Annotated in this window: 18 protein-coding genes; 11 read left to right on the top strand and 7 right to left on the bottom strand. The window is 66.3% G+C overall.

Annotation, left to right across the window (positions count from 1 at the left end; all coding sequences use genetic code 11):
• Nucleotides 1-69: 69 nt before the first annotated feature.
• Nucleotides 70-960, top strand: coding sequence for a LysR substrate-binding domain-containing protein (locus AC1DGP_RS24915; RefSeq protein WP_441507235.1), 891 nt, complete (start codon nt 70-72; stop codon nt 958-960).
• 117 nt (nt 961-1,077) lie between these two features.
• Here the strand turns inward: AC1DGP_RS24915 and AC1DGP_RS24910 are convergent, their stop codons facing one another.
• The gene (locus tag AC1DGP_RS24910) at nt 1,078-2,412 is read right to left on the bottom strand and encodes a dicarboxylate/amino acid:cation symporter (RefSeq protein ID WP_441490156.1); all 1,335 of its coding nucleotides are present in this window, start codon (nt 2,410-2,412) and stop codon (nt 1,078-1,080) included.
• Nucleotides 2,413-2,625: 213 nt separating this feature from the next.
• Here AC1DGP_RS24910 and AC1DGP_RS24905 point away from each other — a divergent pair, with 213 nt between their 5' ends.
• Entirely contained in the window at nt 2,626-4,446 is a 1,821-nt protein-coding gene (locus AC1DGP_RS24905) for a sensor histidine kinase (protein WP_476832634.1), read from the top strand.
• Nucleotides 4,443-5,810 (top strand): sigma-54-dependent transcriptional regulator, encoded by a 1,368-nt coding sequence (locus tag AC1DGP_RS24900; protein ID WP_441507237.1) that lies wholly within the window; start codon nt 4,443-4,445, stop codon nt 5,808-5,810. Before AC1DGP_RS24905 ends, AC1DGP_RS24900 begins: the two co-directional genes overlap by 4 nt.
• Nucleotides 5,811-5,957: 147 nt before the next feature.
• Here the strand turns inward: AC1DGP_RS24900 and AC1DGP_RS24895 are convergent, their stop codons facing one another.
• On the bottom strand, nt 5,958-6,233 hold the full coding sequence (locus tag AC1DGP_RS24895) for a hypothetical protein (RefSeq protein WP_476767783.1): 276 nt from the start codon (nt 6,231-6,233) through the stop codon (nt 5,958-5,960).
• A gap of 8 nt (nt 6,234-6,241) precedes the next feature.
• Nucleotides 6,242-7,009 carry a DUF899 domain-containing protein gene (locus AC1DGP_RS24890; RefSeq protein WP_441507239.1) on the bottom strand — a complete coding sequence of 256 codons (768 nt, stop codon included), beginning with the start codon at nt 7,007-7,009 and terminating at the stop codon, nt 6,242-6,244.
• A 130-nt stretch (nt 7,010-7,139) separates the two neighbouring features.
• Here AC1DGP_RS24890 and AC1DGP_RS24885 point away from each other — a divergent pair, with 130 nt between their 5' ends.
• Together AC1DGP_RS24885 and AC1DGP_RS24880 are read left to right on the top strand one after the other, a co-directional pair.
• Nucleotides 7,140-8,360: a helix-turn-helix domain-containing protein gene (locus AC1DGP_RS24885; RefSeq protein ID WP_441507240.1), complete on the top strand. Its 1,221-nt coding sequence runs from the start codon at nt 7,140-7,142 to the stop codon at nt 8,358-8,360.
• Nucleotides 8,361-8,370: 10 nt separating this feature from the next.
• On the top strand, nt 8,371-9,012 hold the full coding sequence (locus tag AC1DGP_RS24880) for a Vgb family protein (RefSeq protein WP_441507241.1): 642 nt from the start codon (nt 8,371-8,373) through the stop codon (nt 9,010-9,012).
• Nucleotides 9,013-9,051: 39 nt separating this feature from the next.
• Here AC1DGP_RS24880 and AC1DGP_RS24875 read toward each other — a convergent pair whose 3' ends face one another.
• Nucleotides 9,052-9,573 carry a cysteine dioxygenase gene (locus AC1DGP_RS24875; RefSeq protein WP_441490163.1) on the bottom strand — a complete coding sequence of 174 codons (522 nt, stop codon included), beginning with the start codon at nt 9,571-9,573 and terminating at the stop codon, nt 9,052-9,054.
• A gap of 193 nt (nt 9,574-9,766) precedes the next feature.
• On the opposite strand from AC1DGP_RS24875, the gene AC1DGP_RS24870 reads away from it, so the two are divergent.
• On the top strand, nt 9,767-10,237 hold the full coding sequence (locus tag AC1DGP_RS24870; protein WP_441490492.1) for an Lrp/AsnC family transcriptional regulator: 471 nt from the start codon (nt 9,767-9,769) through the stop codon (nt 10,235-10,237).
• A gap of 97 nt (nt 10,238-10,334) precedes the next feature.
• Here the strand turns inward: AC1DGP_RS24870 and AC1DGP_RS24865 are convergent, their stop codons facing one another.
• Nucleotides 10,335-10,751: a MerR family transcriptional regulator gene (locus tag AC1DGP_RS24865; RefSeq protein WP_441490493.1), complete on the bottom strand. Its 417-nt coding sequence runs from the start codon at nt 10,749-10,751 to the stop codon at nt 10,335-10,337.
• 103 nt (nt 10,752-10,854) lie between these two features.
• Here AC1DGP_RS24865 and AC1DGP_RS24860 point away from each other — a divergent pair, with 103 nt between their 5' ends.
• The 4 genes from AC1DGP_RS24860 (at nt 10,855) to AC1DGP_RS24845 (ending at nt 15,592) form a co-directional block, all read left to right on the top strand.
• Nucleotides 10,855-13,299: a heavy metal translocating P-type ATPase gene (locus AC1DGP_RS24860; protein WP_441507242.1), complete on the top strand. Its 2,445-nt coding sequence runs from the start codon at nt 10,855-10,857 to the stop codon at nt 13,297-13,299.
• 22 nt (nt 13,300-13,321) lie between these two features.
• The gene (locus AC1DGP_RS24855; RefSeq protein WP_441507243.1) at nt 13,322-13,951 is read left to right on the top strand and encodes a methyltransferase family protein; all 630 of its coding nucleotides are present in this window, start codon (nt 13,322-13,324) and stop codon (nt 13,949-13,951) included.
• Between the two features lie 159 nt (nt 13,952-14,110).
• Entirely contained in the window at nt 14,111-14,755 is a 645-nt protein-coding gene (locus AC1DGP_RS24850) for an outer membrane protein (protein ID WP_441507244.1), read from the top strand.
• Between the two features lie 153 nt (nt 14,756-14,908).
• The gene (locus AC1DGP_RS24845; protein WP_441507245.1) at nt 14,909-15,592 is read left to right on the top strand and encodes a response regulator transcription factor; all 684 of its coding nucleotides are present in this window, start codon (nt 14,909-14,911) and stop codon (nt 15,590-15,592) included.
• A 142-nt stretch (nt 15,593-15,734) separates the two neighbouring features.
• Here the strand turns inward: AC1DGP_RS24845 and AC1DGP_RS24840 are convergent, their stop codons facing one another.
• Nucleotides 15,735-17,105 carry a sensor histidine kinase gene (locus tag AC1DGP_RS24840; protein ID WP_441490168.1) on the bottom strand — a complete coding sequence of 457 codons (1,371 nt, stop codon included), beginning with the start codon at nt 17,103-17,105 and terminating at the stop codon, nt 15,735-15,737.
• A 222-nt stretch (nt 17,106-17,327) separates the two neighbouring features.
• On the opposite strand from AC1DGP_RS24840, the gene AC1DGP_RS24835 reads away from it, so the two are divergent.
• Entirely contained in the window at nt 17,328-17,957 is a 630-nt protein-coding gene (locus tag AC1DGP_RS24835) for an EipA family protein (protein WP_441507247.1), read from the top strand.
• Between the two features lie 40 nt (nt 17,958-17,997).
• Here AC1DGP_RS24835 and AC1DGP_RS24830 read toward each other — a convergent pair whose 3' ends face one another.
• Complete coding sequence (locus AC1DGP_RS24830; protein WP_476832633.1) at nt 17,998-18,681, bottom strand: lysophospholipid acyltransferase family protein; 684 nt, start codon at nt 18,679-18,681, stop codon at nt 17,998-18,000.
• Nucleotides 18,682-18,699 lie beyond the last annotated feature (18 nt).

Here is an 18,699-nt window from a genome sequence, read left to right as displayed (position 1 = left end):
TGATATAAGTGTTGCTAAATTGTGTGACACTGAAATGAAGCTTCACTTATTCTAACGCCGGCCCGCCCCATGAACCTGTCCCAACTCCGTGCCTTCCACGCCGTCGCGAGCCATCGCACGTTCTCAGCCGCCGCCCAGGCGCTGGGCGTCAGCCAGCCTGCGATCACCCAGCACGTGAAATCCCTTGAGGATGCCGTCGGGACGCGCCTGTTCCTGCGCATGGCGGGCGGTGTAGAACTGACGCCGGACGCACTCGACCTGTTGCCGAGAGTCCGGCAGGCAATCCTCATGCTCGACGATATCTCAGCCCGGATGAGCAACGGCCGCAGCCTTGCCGTGGGTCATCTCTCCATCGGTCTATGCGCGCCTTATGTGGCGATGCCGATCCTGAAGCGCTTTGCCGTCGAGCATCCGGGAGTGCAGCTCGACCTGCGGCTCGAAAATTCCAGCAACCTGCTGGACCTCGTCGCGCAGCACCGCGTCGACATCGGCATCGCGACCCTGCGCGAGCCGCATCCGGATTTTGCCTGCAACTTTCTGCTCGATCAGCGGCTGGAGATCCTGGTCCATGCCGGCCATCCCTGGTGGGAGCGCAGCCAGGTCGAGGCAGCCGAACTGGTGGGTCAGCGCCTCGTCACGCGCGAGGCCGGCTCAATGACCCGCCATCTCTTCGAGACGGCGCTGGCCGACCACGGCATCGAGATCACGCCGCATCTGATCCTTGGCAGCCGGGAGGCGGTCAAGGAGGCCGTAGCGGCCGGCATCGGCGTCGGAATCGTGCTCGACCGCGAGCGCGGCTTCGACCCCCGGCTGCGCGCGCTGACCGTCCGCGACTTCGATGTCATGGCCGGAGAGTATCTGGTCACGCGCCGGGAGACCCGCAGCCTCGGAAGCGTCGGCGCCTTCGTCGCCATCGCGCTCGCGGCCTTCAAGGGAGGAGCGGCCGATCGCCGCCTGTAGATCGCAGCCCGGCTGGGGCCGGGCCGCTCAAGGGCTGCCCTGCGCTGCGGACTGGCCAGCMGGTGGCTGGCACATTCCGCAGCTTCAGGTCCGCTCACGTGCCAGCGGCGGCAAGGATCACTCGGCCGGGGCGAGCAAGGGCTCGTCGAGCAGGTCCGGCAGATCGCCGCTCAGCGCGGCCTTGAGCCGGTCCTGATCAAGCTCGCCCTCCCAGCGCGCCACCACGATCGTGGCGACGGCGTTGCCGATGAAGTTGGTCACCGCACGGCATTCCGACATGAACCGGTCGATGCCGAGGATCAGCGCCATGCCGGCAACCGGGACGGCCGGCACGACGGACAGGGTGGCGGCCAGCGTGATGAAGCCAGCGCCCGTGATCCCGGCCGCTCCCTTCGAGCTCAGCATCGCCACCAGCAGCAGCAGGATCTGGTCGCCGAGCGGCAGGTGGATGTCCATGGCCTGGGCGATGAAGAGCGCCGCCAGCGTCATGTAGATATTGGTGCCGTCGAGGTTGAACGAGTAGCCGGTCGGCACGACGAGGCCGACGACGGAGCGCTTGCAGCCGGCCTGCTCCATCTTCTCCATCAGGGTCGGCAGCGCTGCCTCCGAGGAGGACGTGCCGATCACCAGCAGGATCTCTTCCTTGATGTAGCGGATCAGCGCCAGGATCGAGAAACCGTTATAGCGCGCGACCGCACCGAGCACGACGAGCACGAAGATCGCCGAGGTCAGGTAGAAGGTGCCGATCAGCATCGCCAGATTGGCGACGGAGCCGATGCCATAGCGGCCGATGGTGAAGGCCATGGCGCCGAAGGCGCCAAGCGGGGCCGCCTTCATCAGGATGGCGACGAGCTTGAAGATCGGCGCCGACAGGGCCTGCAGGAAGTCGACCACCGGCTTGCCGCGCTCGCCCACCATCGACAGCGACAGGCCAAACAGCACCGAGAAGAACAGCACCTGCAGGATGTCGCCGGAGGCGAAGGCGCCGACGATCGTGTTCGGGATGATGTTCTGGAGAAAGCCGACCACGCTGGAATCATGCGCCTGGGTCGCGTAGCCCTGCACCGATTTCGCGTCGAGGCTGGCGGGGTTGATGTGCAGGCCGGCGCCCGGCTGCAGCAAGTTACCGACCACAAGCCCGATGATCAGCGCCAGCGTCGAGAAGGTCAGAAAGTAGATCATCGCCTTGCCGGCGACGCGCCCGACCTTCTGCATGTCGCTCATTCCGGCGATGCCGGTCGAGACCGTCAGGAAGATGACGGGCGCGATGATCATCTTCACCAGCTTGATGAAGGCGTCTCCGAGCGGCTTGAGGGCAGCGCCCTGCTCCGGCCAGAAATGGCCGAGCAGGATGCCGGCCGCGATGGCCGCGAGCACCTGCACATAGAGATGCTGATAGAATTTCCTGGCAGGGGCCGGCTGGGCCGGCGCCTGGTCGAGCGTGATCGCCATGACTTCCTCCTTGGGGTCGGTCTCGCGGTGTTCTTGCTGTTCTGGACGCCGCTTGGCCGCGCTGTTGGCAATCGCCGTGCCAAGCCCTGAAGACGAATTTAATTGCGTATATTCAAAGGCTTGACCGGCCACGCGCTTCTCGCGGCGATGCACCCTGGCGATCCCCCGCACAGCGAAAGGTTGATTTGTGCGGATTTCCGCACATGATGGGACATGACCATACCCCCGCCGGAAGAGCGCGACCGCTGGGCGGCCAGGCGCCGCTGGATCGCCTTCGGGCTGCTTGTCGCGGTCATCGCCGTCGTCGCCTTCGTGATCGCCGGCGATATCGGCCGCAACCGCGCCATCGCGACCACGCACGCTCGCGCCGAGGATGCCGGCACGCTGGCGCTCGCGATCCTGCGCGGCGAATTGGAGAAGCAGCGCGCATTGCCGGTCATCCTGGCGCGCGATCCCGATGTGCGCGCGGCCCTGGTCGATGGCGACAGGCAGGCCCTCGACAGCAAGCTGGAGGCGATCGCGCGCGAGACCCGCGCCGCCGTGATCTATGTGCTCGGCAAGGACGGGATCACGATCGCCGCGAGCAACTGGCGCGAGCCGACGAGCTTTGTCGGCAACGACTACGCCTTCCGCGACTATTTCAGCGCTGCCGTCTCCGGCGGCGCGGCCGAGCAGTTTGCGCTCGGCACGGTCAGCAAGCGCCCCGGCCTCTACATCACCAGCCGCGTGGATGACGGCGAGACCGCGCTCGGCGTGATCGTGGTCAAGGTCGAGTTCGACCAGGTCGAGGCCGATTGGCGGGCGCTCGGCGGGCAGACCTTCGTCGTCGACAAGCGCGGCGTCGTGCTGCTCTCCACATTTGCGGACTGGCGCTTCCGGGTCGAAGAGGCCCTGGCCCCACAGACAGCAGCTGAGATCCGGCAGTCCCTGCTATTCGGCGCCGCGCCGCTGACGCTGCTGCCCTTGCAGCGCGAGGACGAAATCGTCCGCGGCACCGGCGCTGTTGCCGGAGCGCATGTCGCCTCGCGTATCCCGATCCCGACCACCGACTGGAGGCTCGAGGTGCTCCTCCCGGTCGACCAGGCGATCCGCGACCAGCGGGCGGAACTGCAGACGCTCATCGCGCTCCTGCTCATGCCGGGCGCCGCGCTCGGCGCGCTGGCGCTGCGCCGCCGTCAGGTCAACCTCGCCAGGCGCAGCGCCGAGGCGCGGATCAAGGACGAGCTCGAACGGCGCGTCGCCGAGCGCACCGCCGCGCTCGCCGGAGCGAATGCCCGGCTCGTCGAAGAGATGGCGGAGCGCACGCGGGCGCAGGAGCGCCTCTCCTATGCGCGCGAGGAGTTGGCAAAGGCCAACCGACTCGCAACCTTGGGCCAGGTCACGGCCGGCGTCGCCCACGAAATCAACCAGCCTCTCGCCGCGATGCGGACCTATGCCGAGAATGCCCGCGCCTTCCTCGAGCGTACGGATGCGGCCAGCGTCGACGGCGCGCTGGGCAAGATCGTCAGGCTGACCGAGCGGATCGGCACCATCACGGACACGCTGCGCGGCTTCGCGCGGCGCGGCGGGGGGCCGCTTGGGCCGGTCGATCTTCGAGAGGCGATCGACGGCGCGCTGATGATCCTCGATGCCGCGCTGCGCCAGGCCGGCGTCACGCCGGTGGTCCCGGCGCTGACCCCGCCGGTCTCGGTGCTTGCCCGCCCGGTCGAACTCGAACAGGTCCTCGTCAACCTGATGCGCAACGCCATCGAGGCCATGGCCCAGCGCCGGAACGGGCAGGCACCGCGGCTCGCCATCAGCATCGCAACTGAAGCCGAGCACGTCGAGATCGCCATCGTCGATAACGGACCGGGGCTCGACGCGGAGGCCCTGGCGGCGCTCTTCACCCCGTTCCGCACCACGAAATCGCGCGGGCTCGGCCTCGGGCTGGTGATCTCCCACGACATCGTCGCGGCCTTCGGCGGCACGCTTAATGTCGCCAGCCGCGCCGGAAAAGGCAGCACCTTCACGATCAGCCTGAAGAGAGCCGCATGACCGGTCCCGACAGCACCCACGGCATCATCGAGGTCGCCTTCGTCGATGACGATCCCGATCTGCGAGACGCCAATGCGCAGGCGCTGCGCCTCGCCGGCTTCCGTGCGGTGCCACTGGGCTCGGCCCAGGCCGCGCTCGACCGTATCGGCCCGGACTATGCCGGCGTCGTCGTGACCGATGTACGTATGCCCGGCATGGACGGCATCGCCTTGTCCAGGCAACTGCGCGCCCTCGATCCGGACATTCCGGTGATCGTGATCTCCGGTCATGCGGATATCGCCATGGCGGTCGAGGCGATGAGCGAAGGCGCTTATGACTTCATCGCCAAGCCCTATTCGACCGAGCGCCTGGTCGAAACCTTGCGCCGTGCGGTGGAGAAGCGCGCGCTCATCATCGAGAACCGTCGCCTGCGTGCGCTTGCCGCCAGCTCCGACGAGGAGACCGCGCTGCTCGGCGAGGCGCCTGCCATCCTGCGCCTGCGCCAGACCATTCGCGATCTCGCCGATGTCGATGTCGACGTCCTGGTGCTGGGCGAAACCGGCACGGGCAAGGAGGTCGTCGCCAATCTGCTGCATCGGCTCGGTCGCCGCCGCGACAAGCCCTTCGTCGCGCTGAACTGCGGCGCGCTGCCCGAGAGCGTCATCGAGAGCGAGCTCTTCGGCTACGAGGCCGGCGCCTTCACCGGCGCGCAGAAGCGACGGATCGGCCGCATCGAGCATTCCAGCGGCGGCACGCTCTTCCTCGACGAGTTGGAGAGCATGCCGCCCGCAGCCCAGGTCAAGCTGCTGCGCGTGCTGGAGATGCGCGAGATCACGCCGCTCGGCTCCAACGACCTGCGCCGCGTCGACCTGCGCGTCGTCGCCGCGACGAAGCTCGATCTAGGCGACCCCGCGCAGCGCGGCGATTTCCGCGAGGATCTCTATTACCGCCTCAACGTGGTCACGTTGCGCATCCCTCCCCTGCGCGAGCGGCGCCGCGACGTGCCGCTGCTCTTTGCCCAGTTCCTCGCCCGGGCGGCGCGAAAATACGGGCGCGAGGTGCCGGCGCTGGACCGCAGCGTCGAGCGTCACCTGGTCGAGAATGCCTGGACGGGCAATGTCCGTGAGCTGGTCCATTTCGCCGAACGCGTGGCGCTCGGGCTCTCCGGCGACATGCCGGCTGCGCAGGCGCGCGAGGATGCCGTGCCCTCCAGCCTGCCCGAGCGCCTCACCGCGATCGAAGCGAACCTGATCCGCGAGGCGCTGGAAGCCAATCGCGGCGATGTCCGCGCAACCCTCGAGATGCTGGGCATCCCGCGCAAGACCTTTTACGACAAGCTCGCCCGTCACGGCATCGACCGCGCGGCTTACGCGATGCCCGGGTGAGCTCCGGCGGGGATAACCGCCCGCGCACCGGCGTGCGAGCGGATACCAACGGCACGAAATCGCTTGATGCCCCCCGCAGGGAGGCCGTTGTGGCGCAAAGCCGGACTCGGGCATTATGGCCGGTGTCCGCCATCGTCATCGTGAACGTCAGCGCCAAGTCCTCAGCGTGCGCCGCCGCTCCTGCCGACTGGCGATCAGCTTCAGCCAGGGCGCCATGTGGAAAGCGCTCATCAGCACGTACATCGGCACCATTCCGTTCAACGGAGATGCGCCTTGTGCGGCCGTGCAGAGGATATCCAGCTGACCACCGCCATTCATGCCGGTGAGCAGCGCCATGACCGCGAAGGTCGGCGCTGCCGCGAGGCATAGCCAGTCGGCAGCACCGTGAGCCGCCACGCCGCCGCTTTCGGAACGGATCGCCATGACCTCACTCACCCCTGCTCGTATTCGTCGTGGCGGCGCCACCAGGGACCACCGGCCTCGTTGCGCCCCTTGGGTGCGCGGTCGAGCCAGGGATACATGCCCCAGATGCCATCCACCCCGCGCGCATAGGTGGAATAGGTGTGGTAGACGACGCCATTGTCGCGCACGAAGGCGCTCATGCCCGGCCTGTCGCGCGTATATGTCGGCACATCGGTCCCGGACATGGCCGCGAAATCGGCGACGGGGCCCGTGACCGGCAGTGCGTCCATTACGAAACCGCTGCGCCGATAGTTGTAGTCTATCGCCCCCGCGCGCTGCACGTCCTCGGTGAACGAGACGTTGAAGTCGTAATTGAAGTCGCCGCCGGCCGAGGATGCCCAGGGAAACGTCCACCCCATCCGCTGCTTGTAGGCCTGCAGCTTGGTGAGCGGCGCCCGCGACACCGCCGTGAGCGTCACATCGTGGTTCGCGAGGTGCAGGTAGAAGCCGTTGAACCCATCGGCGATTGCAGAGCAGGACGGGCACCCCGCCTTGTAGTCGGGCCCGAACATGAAATGATAGACGAGGAGTTGCGAGCGCCCTCGAAAGAGGTCCGTCAGTGCGGCGCTGCCATCATCGGTCTCGAAGCGGTACTCCTTGTCGACCTGCACCCAGGGCAGTTCCTGGCGCCGCCGCGCCAGTTCGTCGCTGCGCCGTGTCAGGTCCTTCTCGTCATCGAGCAGCCCGAGCCGGGCGGCCAGCCACTCTTCACGCGTCCCGGTGATATGTATCGTCATTGTCGCAGCTCCTGTCGTCAGGTGACCTTCGCCGCTCGCCCCTCTTGCGAAGCGACGGGTGGTCGGCGGTGATGAGATTGATAGGGACAGCGCCTCGAGGGGTGGGAGTGACAAATGTGACGGGATTCCGATGGACTCTCTGATCACCGCGGCGGCGCGCGCGCTTGCCGCAGGCGATCCCCTCGGCGCCTTGAACCGGGTTGCGCTGCGCGACGATGCGCCCGCGCTCGCGCTGCGGGGCATCGCGATGGCCCAGCTCGGGGATCTCGTTCGGGCGAAGGGTCTCCTGCGGCGCGCGGCCCGTTCCTTCGGCCCGAAAGAGGCCGTGGCGAGAGCACGGTGCATTGTCGCCGAGGCCGAGATCGCGCTCGCCTCCCGCGATCTCGGCTGGCCTGCGAAGGCGCTCGATGCAGCGCGCGCGACACTCGAGGAGCACGGTGACCGGCTGAACGGCGCCCATGCGCGGCATCTCGAGGTGCGCCGGCTCCTGCTGATCGGGCGCCTCGACGAGGCCGAGCGCAAGCTTGCCGAACTCGACCCCATCCCCCTTCCGCCCGCATCGCGGACCGTCCACGAACTGGTGGCGGCAGGAATCGCGATGCGACGCCTCCGGACGAAGGCGGCGCGTGTTGCGCTTGCGCATGCCGAAGATGCGGCGCGCCGTGCCGGTATCCCGGCGCTGACCGCAGAGGTCGAAAGCGCGGCCCTCCTGCTGAGCACAACGGCAGCACGGCTGATCGCGCGTGGCGAGGAGCGCCCGCTCCTGCTCCAGGATGTCGAGACGCTGCAGGCGTCGGATGCTCTCGTGGTGGATGCGTGCCGATATGTGGTGCGCGCCCCGCACAGGGTTGTCTCACTCGCCACCCGCCCGGTCTTGTTCGCATTGGCACGGACACTGGCCGAAGCGTGGCCCGGGGACGTATCGCGCGACATGCTCGTCGCGCGGGCCTTCGGAGCGAAGCAGGCCGACGAATCGCACCGCGCCCGGTTGCGGGTCGAAATTGGGCGGCTGCGCCGATTGCTGCGGGGGCTGGCCGGCTTAAGCGCGACGAAACAAGGCTTCTCGCTAGCGCTGCACCACGCTGGCGATGTCGCCGTCCTGGCCCGGCCCGTTGAGGAACGGCATGCGGACGTGCTGGCTTTCGTTGCCGATGGTGAGGCGTGGTCGAGCTCCGCGCTCGCGCTTGCGCTTGGCGCCAGCCAGCGGACCGTGCAGCGGGCGCTGGACGCGCTTGCGGCAACCGGAAAGGTGCAATCCTTCGGTCACGGACGGGCGCGGCGCTGGATCACCCCGCCGATGCCGGGATTCACGACAACCTTGTTACTCCCCGCTCCGCTGCCAAGCGACTAGGATGAGAGGCATGGAAAAATCAGCAGCCGAAATTCTCCGTGAGTATGGTCCCTTTCCGGGTGTCGACCACGTCCACGGATTGACCTTCGATGGCCAGCACGTCTGGTTCGCGTCCGGCGACAAGCTGAGCGCGCTCGACCCTGCCAGCGGGAAGACGGTTCGCTCGATCGAGGTGGCAGCACATGCCGGAACGGCCTTCGACGGCCAACACCTGTTTCAGCTTGCCGAAAGCCGCATTCAGAAGATCGATCCGAAGACCGGTCATGTGCTTGCGACGATCCCCGCTCCGGGCGGCGGCGGCGACTCGGGGCTCGCCTGGGCCGAAGGGACACTCTGGGTGGGGCAGTACCGGGACCGCAAAATCCATCAGATCGATCCCGAGACCGGGACGATTCTTCGCACAATCGAATCCAATCGCTTCGTCACCGGAGTCACGTGGAGCGACCAGGAACTCTGGCACGGCACATGGGACGGTGACGAGAGCGACTTGAGACGAGTCGACCCTCGAACGGGAGAGGTCCTGGAGGTGCTCGATCTGCCGCCCGGCATGGGCGTGTCAGGGCTCGAGGCCGATGGCGGTGATCAGTTCTTCTGCGGAGGCGGAAACAGTGGCAAGGTGAGAGCCGTCCGCCGACCGAGGCGCCTGGCCTAAGCCTCGATCCCTGCCGGCCGCGCTCGCCTGCAGCGCAGTTCAGTTCGTCAGGACGGTGAACTCAGTCTCGATCGACGAGGCGTGGCGTTGATGATCGAAGCCGTAGATATGGATCGAGATCGCGTCCGTGCTGCCGAGGTTCTGCATGCGGTGGATATTGGGACCTGAGGGCAGCATGCAGCCCACGAAGCCCGGCATGCGCGCATGCTCCTGGGTGGGGACGGCACGGCTCTCGTCGACGGCGCGATACCAGGTCTCGGTGACCGTTCCGCTGACCACCCCGAAGCAGCAGGAGCAATGGTGATCGTGGATCGACGTCGCTGCGCCGGGGCTCCAGACCATCGCCCAGACGCTGACGCCATCGTCACCCACGAGAAGGTTCCGGGCATAGCTGCCGGGCTTGCGCTCCAGGGGCAGGCGCAGAATGGCTTCCGGATTGGCAACGATCTCTTCGAGCACCGCGCGGGCCGCCTTGAGGTAATCGCGGGAAAGCGTGCCGCTATCCGTCCGCAGGACCTGCAGCACGTCTGCGCGCCTGCCCTCGCTCAAGAACCCCTGCATGACGCGAACTCCCCTCTCCATCGCTTGCAGCAAGGATAACTCGGGAGACGGGAAACGCGTTTGCGATCTCGGTCAAAAATTCCCCACTTCTAGAAACTCATACCAATTTGTTCTCTGTCCTTGAAATCTGTTACCCATTCCATGATCAAATGGGCAACCGGATCGCGCGATCGCATGAGGGACCATGGCCAAGCTGGATGAGTTCGATCTCAGAATTCTCTCCTGCCTGCAGAGGGACGCCAGCATGCCGCTGGCCGAGCTGGCCGCAGAGGTTGGCCTCTCGGCCACTCCATGCTGGCGCCGCGTGCAGAAGCTGGAAGGCAGCGGCCTCATTCGAAAGCGGGTGGCGCTGCTCGACCGTACAAGGCTGGGAGCCGGCGTAACCGTCTTCATCGCGGTCAAGACGAGCCGCCACTCGATGGAGTGGCTCGAGCGCTTCCACGCCGCCGTCGCCGACCTGCCCGAGATCGTCGATTTCTATCGGATGAGCGGCGAAATCGATTACCTGCTCAAGGCTTTCGTGCCCGATATCGCGGCCTATGACGCCCTCTACAAGAAGCTGATTTCACGCGTCGACCTCAACGACGTGACCTCCATGTTCGCAATGGAGGAGCTCAAGTCGACAACTGCGATCCCCCTGGCCTTCGCCAAGGACGGCTCCTGAGCCCGGAGCAAGCGCCAGTGGCTGTCGACCCCCGGTCCTCCGGTCGCGCAATGCTCGGCAACCGCCGGCAATCCCGGACGGTTCGGGCTCAACCCTGTCAATGACCGTGGCGACATTGTCCGTGATCGGCCAAGGCCTCGATGATCGCACAGTCGCAAGCCTTGACGCCGCCCGAGCAAGTGGTGGCGATGCGAGCGAGCTCGGTCTCCAGCGAGCGCAGCTTCGCGATCTTGTCGCGGACCTCGTCGAGATGGCTGACCGCGATCGCATGGGCTTCATCGCAGGCCATCGCCGGATTGTCGGAGAGGCGGAGCAGGGTCCGGATGCCTTCTACGGGGAAACCCAGATCTCGAGCGTGCTTGATGAAGGCGAGCCGCTCGATATGGCGTCGTCCGTAGCGGCGCTGATTGCCTTCCGAACGCTCGGGTGGCGGCAGCAGCCCGACCTGCTCATAATAGCGAATGGTCTCGACCTTGACGCCGGTCCGATCGGAAAGTCCGCCGATCGGAACCACCCGTTCGAGTTTTTTTGCCTCGAGCATGATTTCCCTCTTGAACCTCTAGTCACTCCAGATTGTACATGGGGTGTCTCACAAGCCCGTCAAGCGGAGACAAGTCATGTCCAGCACTGCCCAAGCCAAACCGCAGCTCCTGAGCTGGAAGGTTGGCGGCATGGACTGCGCAAGCTGCGCGGCGACCATTCGTGGCGCGGTGGAGCGCCTGCCCGGCGTCAGCGAGGTCAAGCTTTCCGTCATGGCCGAGACGCTGTCGCTGGCCCTCGACGAGAGCCGCACCAAGCCGGCGGCAATCGAAAAGCGCGTCGCAAGCCTTGGCTACACCACGACCTCGATCCAGGCGAAAGCAGCGCCCGTCGCTGAGACCGCTGCGCCCGGAGGATGCGGGCACGATCATGGCTCCGAGGCCCACGACCATCATAGCCATGCTGCACCCAAGCCGGCCCATGTTCACGGTCCCGGATGCTCCCATGACGACCATGATCATCACAGCCACGCCGCACCCAAGCCGGCGCATGTTCACGGCCCTGGCTGCTCCCATGACGATCATGGCCACCCTGATCATGATCACGGCCACGCGCATGCCCGTTCGGATGCAGGCGAAGCGAAAGCTGCGGCACGAACGGCTGACCAGGGGCACGGCCTGCCCGGCCATGTTCACGAAGCGACGCCGAAGGGCGTCTCCTGGTATCAGACCAACAAGGGCCGGCTCGTTCTCGGCACCGGCGCCCTGCTCGGCGGCGCCTGGACCGCGGGCCTGATCTGGCCGGCCGCAGCCCATTGGGCCTTCATTCTCGCCTGCGTGATCGGCGTCACTCCCGTGGCACGCCGCGCCTTCGCCGCCGCCCGCGCCGGCATGCCCTTCACCATCGAAATGCTGATGACGATCGCTGCCGCCGGCGCGCTCTTCATCGGCGCAGCGGAGGAGGCGGCCCTCGTCGTCTTCCTCTTCGCCGTCGGTGAGGTCCTCGAGGGCGTCGCCGCCGATCGCGCGCGTGCCTCGATCCGCGCGCTTGGCGACCTCGTTCCCAAGACCGCCCTCGTCGAGGAGAACGGCGCAACCCGCCAGGTCGATGCGGCCAAGCTCGCGATCGGACAGACGGTCCTCGTCCGTCCGGGTGACCGCATCCCTGCCGACGGCGACATCACCGACGGTATCTCCGGGATCGACGAGAGCCCGGTCACCGGCGAATCCGTGCCGAAGACGAAGGGCGTCGGCGAACCGGTCTTTGCGGGCTCGGTCAATCGCGAAGCCGCGCTGCGTGTGCGGGTGACCAAGGCGGCGCAGGACAACACCATCGCCCGCATCATCCGGCTGGTCGAAGAGGCGCAGGAAGCACGCGCACCGACCGAACGCTTCATCGACCGGTTCTCGCGTGTCTATATGCCTGCGATCGTCGGTCTTGCGCTCGCCGTCGCACTCGTCCCGCCGCTGTTCTTCGGGGGTGAATGGGCGGTCTGGGTCTATCGGGCCCTGGCGCTGCTGCTGATCGGCTGCCCCTGCGCGCTCGTCATCTCGGTTCCAGCCGCGATCGCCGCCTCGCTCTCCTCCGGCGCCCGACAGGGCCTGCTGATGAAGGGCGGCGTCGTCATCGAAACCGCCGCAAAGACCGGGATCGTCGCCTTCGACAAGACCGGCACGCTGACCGAGGGGCGCCCGCGCGTCACCGAGGTCATCAGCCTCGGCAAGACCGAGGCCGATGTGATCGCCCTGGCCGCTGCGGTCGAGACCGGTTCGAGCCATCCGCTGGCAGAGGCGGTTCTGGCACGTGCGAAGCAGGATGGCATCGCGATCCGCCCCGCCTCCGAGGCAGCCGCCATCCCCGGCCAGGGTGTCACCGGCACGCTCGATGGCATCTCGATCTTCGTCGGCGCACCGCGTCACGCGACCAGGCGCGCCGAATTCGACGCCAAGGCGAGCGCTGCGGTCGAACAGCTCGAATCGGCTGGAAAGACAGTGGCGGCCGTGATCGCGAACGGCGCTCTCGCCGGCCTGATCGCGCTGCGCGACGAGCCCAGAGCCGATGCCGCGACAGCGGTCGCAGAGCTGAAGGATCTCGGCGTCCGCTCCATCATGCTGACCGGCGACAATGCCCGCACCGGCGCGGCCATCGCCCGCGCACTCGGCCTGGATCACAAGGCCGAGCTGATGCCCGACGACAAGGTCACGGCGATCAAGGCGCTCGGCGCCGACGCGCCTGTGATGATGGTCGGCGACGGCATCAACGATGCCCCGGCGCTCGCGGCAGCATCCGTTGGCGTCGCCATGGGGTCCGGCACCGATGTCGCCCTGGAGACCGCCGATGGCGCGGTGCTGAAGAGCCGCGTGCGCGACATCGCTGCGATGATCCGGCTGGCGCGGGCCACGATGGGCAATATCCGCACCAATATCACGATTGCGCTCGGGCTGAAGGCGGTCTTCCTGGTCACCAGCGTGCTCGGCTATACCGGGCTCTGGGTCGCGATCCTCGCCGATACCGGCGCGACCGTGATCGTCACGGCCAATGCACTGCGCCTTCTGCGTTTCGACGCAGGCAAGGCCGGCTGATCAAGGGAACGGAAGCCTGCCCATGAGTCCGATGGAGATCGCGAGCTATCTGATGGTCGTAGTCTACGTCATCAGCTTCCTCGCGATGTCGGCCATCCTGGCGAAGGAGGCCGGACGGCCGATCTGGCTGTTCGGCAAGGGCTCGGAGCCGCAGGGCGTGCCGGCCCTGCTCTTCCGGATCGCCTTCATCGGCGGCGTGCTCTGGCCCCTCGGCCTGGCGATCTTCGGCAACCCGATCAAGGCCGACCCTTTGGCAATCTGGCTCGACGGTCCCTGGTTCGACGTGTTCGGCCATCTTCTTGTTGTCGTCGGCGCCTGCATCGCCATCATCTCGCAGCGTTTCATGGGCGTGTCCTGGCGTATCGGCGCGGCCGAGGGCGAGCTTGGACCCATCGTCGATGGCGGTCCCTTCGCGATCTCGCGCAATCCGGTCTTCGTCGGCCAGGCCGTCCTGTTCACCGGCCTCTTCATCGTGCTGCCCAATCTGATCCAGATTGCTTTGACGCTGGCGCTATTCGCGGCGATCGCCCTGCAGGTCAGGATCGAGGAGCGCGTGCTCGCAGCCTCGCTCGGCGAACCCTATCGCGATTATCAGCGCCGCGTCCGGCGTTGGATCGGGACCAGGCGCCCGCGCACCGCCCCTGCGCGATAAGCCTTCGTTCACCATCCCAGCGCTTCCGCCGCTGCACGCATGGCGGGCAACGTTGCCGTAATCTTCACCAGCAATTTGCGCGGTGTTCGACTGATCCGATCCACGGATTCGGGAGCAAGGAGACGCGGCGAGGCCCCCGGCTGCCGCGAGGAGTTATCGATGCATCGTTCAATCCCGATCATGAGCCTCTGCCTGCTGGCAGTGCTTGCGGTCCCAGCGGCTGCGGCGGATCGCCCGGTGCCGCGCACCCAGCAATGGCCGACCCACACCCAGCCGCTTCGCTATAATTGGAACGGCGTCTATGCCGGTATTCACGCTGGCGGCGCATTCGACCGCTTCACAGGAGTGACCAGGAAGAGCCGCAACGAGACGCTGCTTGGCGGCCAGATCGGTTACAACGTCCAGACCGGCAGCATGGTCTATGGTCTCGAGGGCGATATCTCGATGAACGGCTTCGGCAAGGGTTCGTCGCGCAGCACCGTCGGCACCAGCGCCGACACGCGCTATGTCGGAACCGCCAAGGCCCGCGCCGGCGTCGCCTTCGACCGCGTCCTCGTCTATGCCACCGGCGGTCTTGCCTATGGCAACATCAAGGCGACGAATAACGGGATCTCGAAGACGAAGAGCAAGGTCGGCTATGTCCTCGGCGGCGGCGTCGAGTACGGCATCACCGAGAACCTGTCGGCTAAGGTCGAGTACAACTACGTCTCGCTCGGCAAGCAGAACTTCCAGTTCGGCTCGGCCCGCACCAAGGTCGGTGTCAATGAACATCTGGTCAAAGCCGGTGTGAACTACCGGTTCTGATCCGCTAGACTATCCGGGGCCCGGTCGCTCCGGGCCCGAATAACCTACGGCCCAGAGGGCCGTTCATGAGCATGGATGGGATGTGATGCGTTTGAAGAGCTGCCCCGAGCTTTTCTGCGACGCGTTCCAGCCATGGCCTACGGCAGGAACGACATGCGCGCTCTGATTGTCGAAGACGAACCGGAGCTGATGTCGTTCCTGTCGTCCCTCCTGCTTGGTGCAGGTTTTATTGTCGACCGCACCAGCAGTGTCGAAGCGGCGCTGGCCGCCCTCAAAACGGCGCCCTTCGACATCGCCGTCGTCGACCGGCGTCTGCCGGACGGCGACGGCCTGTCGATCGTCAAGGCGATGAAGACGGCGGAACCCCGTCCAGCCTTCCTGATCCTGACCGCGCGAGATGCGAAATCCGACGTGATCGACGGCCTCAATGGCGGCGCGGATGATTACCTGGTCAAGCCCTTCGAACCGGGCGAGCTGATCGCCCGCATCAGGGTCATTGCGCGGCGCCGCTATCCCGGCCGCTCGCTGGTGATCTCGGCAGGCAACCTCTCGATCGACATCGAGGGTCGCAACGCCTCGGTCTCGGCCGTTCCGCTCGACCTGCGACGGCGCGAGGCGCTGATCCTGGAAGCGCTGGTCCAGCGCGCCGGGCGTGTCGTCACCCGCAACGTCCTGATCGAAGCGGTCTATGGCTTCGATGACCTGATCGAGTCCAACACGCTCGAAGCCCAGATCTCGCGGCTGCGCCGCAAGCTCAAGGAGGCTGCCGCGAATGTCGAGATCTCGTCGCTGCGCGGCATCGGCTACATCCTGAGGAAGTCCGAACAGCCCGTGTGAGGCCGCCGGGCTCGGTCCCTGTCACCAATCGACCAAGATCATCAGTCCAGATATCGTATCGGGCCTGATGATCTGGCCGTCCGTGCTTGCATCGGCTTTCCCGAACTCCGCATTCCCCGTTTCGGGCCGATGGTTGAGCCCGTCATTCTCCTTCAGAGAACAGCAGGCGGACGGTCGTGCCACCGCCGCGCGTCGCCAGGACGGTCAATGTCCCGCGATGTGCGGTCATGATGTCCCGTACGATGGTGAGGCCGAGCCCCGCTCCGGTCGAGCGCGGCGACATGCGGTTGAACGCCTCCGTCACTTCCGAACGCTGGGTTGCCGCGATGCCGATCCCGTCATCCGCCACTTCCAGCACGACGCCATCGATGACCCGCACGATGATGCTGGATTTCGCCTGGGCATGACGAAGTGCGTTGTCGATCAGATTGGCCACCGCGGCGCGAACCGTGGCTTCGTTGGCCATGATCGTTCGCGTGTCGTCGCCCTCCTCCTCGAGCGCCACGTCGATCGCGTTCTGCAGGATCAGCGGCGCGAGATCGACGAGTACGTCACGGGCCACGCTGTTGAGCTGAACCGGCTCGAACGGCAGATCGGTGCTGTGCAGCCGGGCGAGCTGCAGCATCGACGAAACGATCGTCGTCAGCCGGTTCACATCGGTCGCCAATGCGGTGCGCACGACGCCATCGGAAACAGTGTCGATCTTGGTCCGCATGACGGCGAGCGGCGTGCGCAATTCGTGCGCGACGTTGTTCATGAAGCGCCGTTGCACATCCATGTTGCTGGCGATCTGGTCGAGCGCTGAGTTCAGCGCCGTCGTCAGCGGCATCAGCTCGACCGGCGTTTCCTGTGTCGGCAGCAGGCCTCGCGGCGCCCTGGGATCGATGCTGGCCGCAGCTTCGGCCGCACTCCGCAGCCGCGCGGTGATATAGGAGACCGACATGGCGATCGCCGAGGCGATGATGACCCCGAATATGAAAGAGATGACCAGCGCCGGAATCGCGATGGCCCGCAGGAAATAGGCAAGAATCAGGTCCCATCCCGGACGTCCGCCGCCCGTCGCGACGATGACGCGGCTGCCTTCCATCTCGATGATGTCGAAGGCCAGGCCGTTGTCGCCGCCACCACCGACCCGCATCTGCGCAGCAATCGTCGGTCCATCGAGCCTGACATCGATGGGAAGGCTCGGCCGCAATTCTGGGGCATACTCGACAACGGACCGTCCGTCGGAAACCAGATACCAGAGTCTGGGGCTGGCGCTCTCGATCTTGATCAGGGTCGGCGTCTTCTCCACCCGCAACCCGTCAGCCGCAGTCTGACGCACGCCTTGCCGAATGATCTCGGAGGTCACATCGTTGCGTAGCGCCCCAGGATCCTCGGTAATGAAAGTAAAGGCCAGCACAGCGGCGATGACCGCCGCGAAGAGGGCGAAGCCGAGAAGCGTCAGCCGGATCGTCAGGGCGCGTGAGAGCGAGATCACCGGCAGCCCCCGGAGCGAAGATTTGCCGCGCACGGATCGGACAGCACCCGATTGCGCTGGGGCGTCAGGCGCTTCACTGTCGTGGTGCTCGTCGAGCTATGAATCGTCACGGAGCCTCTGTGCGGTTATGGCTTGCGAATCCGGGGACCGCGCCCGCAGTCCATGTCCATGGACTGCATCCCCATCTTCGTTCAACCCTCCCTCGAGTCTGCTTGTCTCATGAGTGCGCACAGAGCCAGATCGGGAGAGCTGCGCTTGCGCTTCGCCTTGGCCGCCATGCTCGCGCTGCTGTTTGGCCTGACGCAGGGCGCCCGGGCTGAGGAGACCATCAGGCCGGGGCAACTGCCGACCGCCCCGGGGCGCGACATTCTGGGTCTCGTCGAACGGGCCTTCGACACCGCTTCCAAGACGGTCAGCATCCCCGTCGAGCGCTCCCTTTCGCTCTTCGGAGAGCCGAACGCCTATATTGTCGGCGGAGAGGTCAGTGGCTCCTTCGTCGTTGGCGGCCGACACGGCGTCGGTGAGCTTCGCTTCGCCGACGGCATGCCCTCCCCGGTGACATGGTCGGCCCTCTCGGTCGGGATCGGGCTCGGGGCCGATTACGGGCGGGTGATCATGCTGGTCTACGGCCTCGACCGACATGAAGACGTCTTCGGGGTCTATGCCAGCCTCGGCGGCGGCGCGCATTTTGTGGCCGGCGCCAATGCGATGGTCCTCGCCTCCGACCGAGCCCGGATCGTGTTGATCTCCTCCGGGCTCGGCCTGCGATTGTCGGGGGAACTCAGCCGCATCCGCATCGAGCCTGCGAATGATCGCGGCGTCCTGCGCCCTCCTGCAAACATCTGCGCAAACCCGGCCGATTGCCCACCGCCGGGCCGACGCTAAAAGGAAGACGAGCACGGTCGGACCGAACGCCTCGCGCGCGTCAGGCGCGATGTCCGAGATGCTGATGCGCCAGGGCATGCAACTCGTCGAGCCGGGCGGTGATCTCCAGCGCAGTCAGGTTGATCTCGCGTTCATCGGCGCATGCCCGGACATAGAGCGGTTCGGACCAGACCACGCACCCGCGTCCGAACGGCAAGGCGATGCTGGCCTTGTCCCAATTGTCGAGATCGACGCGTGCCGTCGTCACTGCGGCGAAGAGATAGATCGGCCGGCCCGACGCCCGCGCCAACTGGATGGCCCCCTTGCCGGCAACCCGCGAAACCTTCGGCACATCGGCCGTCAACAGCACGCTGGTGTCGCCGCGCAGCGCGTCGCGCATCTCGATGAAGGCCGGAACGCCGCGCTTGGCCTGGATCTTCAGCCGGCTCTGCGTGCCCGAGCCGCGAATGACGCGGTAGCCGGCGCGCTCCATCGCCGAGGCGACCACCGAACCGTCGAAATGGAGCGAGGCCAGCACGGCTGTCTTGGGCGCCCCGTCCAGGGCGACAAGGCTCAACATCTGCTGGCCATGCCAGGTCATGGCGATGAACGGTTCGCGGCTGCGCTCCCAGGGCCGCGCGCCGGGGATCACCGGCTTGAAGCGCGTGGTTTGCGCCACGAGATTCAGATACGCATGCAACGCGCGCCCCGCGAGGCCCACTGATCGTTCTTCCCTGAGATGCATCGCCCCAATCTCCACGGT

The sequence above is a fragment of the Allobosea sp. 05T433 genome, from assembly GCF_056396065.1.
This window is presented reverse-complemented; position numbering and strand designations above follow the sequence as displayed.